This window comes from Haloparvum sedimenti (genome assembly GCF_001462205.1).
Taxonomy (GTDB): domain Archaea; phylum Halobacteriota; class Halobacteria; order Halobacteriales; family Haloferacaceae; genus Haloparvum; species Haloparvum sedimenti.
In genome coordinates this window covers 1-1853 of sequence record NZ_LKIR01000005.1, presented here as the reverse complement: position 1 = coordinate 1853, position 1853 = coordinate 1, and the positions used below count along the sequence as shown (strand labels likewise).

At 63.8% G+C, this 1853-nt stretch carries 1 protein-coding gene and 1 pseudogene; both read right to left on the bottom strand.

The features are described 5' to 3' along the window. Nucleotides 1-546: pseudogene (locus tag AN233_RS00320) on the bottom strand (hypothetical protein); the annotation flags it as partial. Between the two features lie 95 nt (nt 547-641). Then, complete coding sequence (locus tag AN233_RS00315; RefSeq protein ID WP_058364889.1) at nt 642-1751, bottom strand: TAXI family TRAP transporter solute-binding subunit; 1110 nt, start codon at nt 1749-1751, stop codon at nt 642-644. Between the last annotated feature and the right edge of the window lie 102 nt (nt 1752-1853).

Sequence of the window (1853 nt, the reverse complement as noted above, 5' to 3'; positions counted from 1 at the left end):
GTACCCGAAGAAGAGCCCCGCGATGAGAACGACGACGAACGTCATCCCGAACGAGCGCCACGTGAGGTAGATCATCGCGACCCAGAACAGCGACGCGAGGACGTACTCGTGAGTGAAGGCGATGCCGGGACGGTCCACGTATATCGCCTCCCAGTGCAGCGTCGAGTACGCGGCCCAGGCGACGACGATGACGGCGGAAACCGTTAACGCCACCGCATGGAGGCGGTTCTCCGGTGCGAACGCGCGTTTGAGGTCTCGAAGGATCGGTCCGCGCCCGCCGCCTGCGAGCTCCATCAGTTCGGTGACGACGTACAGAGCGAGGGCGGCACCCAGGAACGCCATGCCGTACTGGGACTGCGGGACTGATCGAGTGTAGGCGAAGGCGATCACCCCGATCCAGAGACCGATCGAAAGGCCGATGAGGACGTTCCGCATCGAGAGGAGGTCGGCGTCCCCCGGTCGCTCCTTCTGGATCGCTTCGTCGATCTGATCGTCGTCCGTCTGCGGGGACCCCGTCTCGCCCGGGTCCGCGTCTGACGAGCTCATTCCAACACCTCTGGCTGATGGTCGTTATCGTACATTAGGTTTTCGTGAGGTACAAAAGTATATAGGCTATGCGGTGGCGGAACCCGACTGGCCGACTACTCCAGTTCGCCGCGCGTCCAGTCGTCGTTCCAGACGTCGTTCTCCTCCCAGTAGTCCGCGACGCCGGGGTGGATCGGGATCTCCGGGATCACGCCGTTCGTCATCGACTCGACGCCGGAGTGGTCGATCGCCGTCGGGTCCGACTCCTGGATCGTCTCCCACTCCTCGGAGGAGATGCGGGCGATCTCGTAGGCGACCTCCGCCGGCACCTCCGAGCCGAACGCCCACTGACCGACGAGCTGCCACCCGGTGAGCGTGTCGGTGATCCCGGTGACGTCCTGCTGGTACCCGTACGGCTCGACGTCGACCAGCTGTGCACCACCGTGGTCCTCGATCACCTGACGGAACTCGTCGTCGACCTCGACCACGTTGAGGGACCCGTCGCTCCGGAGGTCCACCTCCTCACACCAGCCGGAAAGCGCGACGCCGTTCACTCCGTACATCGCGATGACGTCGGCACGGCCCTCCTCGACGGCGCCGGCGATCTCACTGAACTCGATCTGCAGCATGTTGTTCGCCTCCCAGACGCCGGTTTCACGGAGGATTTCCTCTGTCAGCGCGCGCGTCCCGGCGCCCGGCTGCAGCGGGTACACGTCGTACCCGCCGTCGTACAGGTCGGTGGTGGACGTCACGCCGCTTTCCTCGGTGGCCACGAAGTGGATGTCGAGGTTGGTGTACATGAATCCCAGATGCGGGAGGTCGTCCACCGGGTTGTCCTCGTAGGGGCCCTCGTCGGCCAGAGCGTTCGCCAGCGAGTTGTTGTCGACGCCCATCGCCGGGATCGTTCCCTGGTCGTATTCGATGAGGTTCGCTGACCAGCCGTCGGTGTTCTGGACGGTCAGGGTGAGGAAATCGCTCTCCTCGCTGCACGCGCGGGCGAGCGCCTGCCCGGCCGCTTCCGTCGGCGTCCCGGAGCCGCTGGTACCGACGACGAGGTCGTATTCGTCGATTCCGTCGTCGCCGCCGTCGCCGCTGCCGTCTCCGGACGAGTCGCCGCCGTCGTCGCCGTCGCCTTCGTCGCCGGTACATCCTGCGAGCCCGATAACGCCGAGCGTCGTAGCGCCTTTAACAACGTCCCTTCTGGAGCGGTTGGTACTATCTGTCATCCAAAATCGTGTTTATCACCATTGTATTTAAAGATTGGCCAATATTACCCGCGTCCGCAACTGAGTTTTTCAAAAAGGGTTGTTTACTCCGTTCGGGACGGC

Excerpts from the sequence above, each read along its gene's own strand:
- AN233_RS00315 (WP_058364889.1), bottom strand. The coding sequence starts at position 1,751 with ATGACAGATAGTACCAACCGCTCCAGAAGGGACGTTGTTAAAGGCGCT.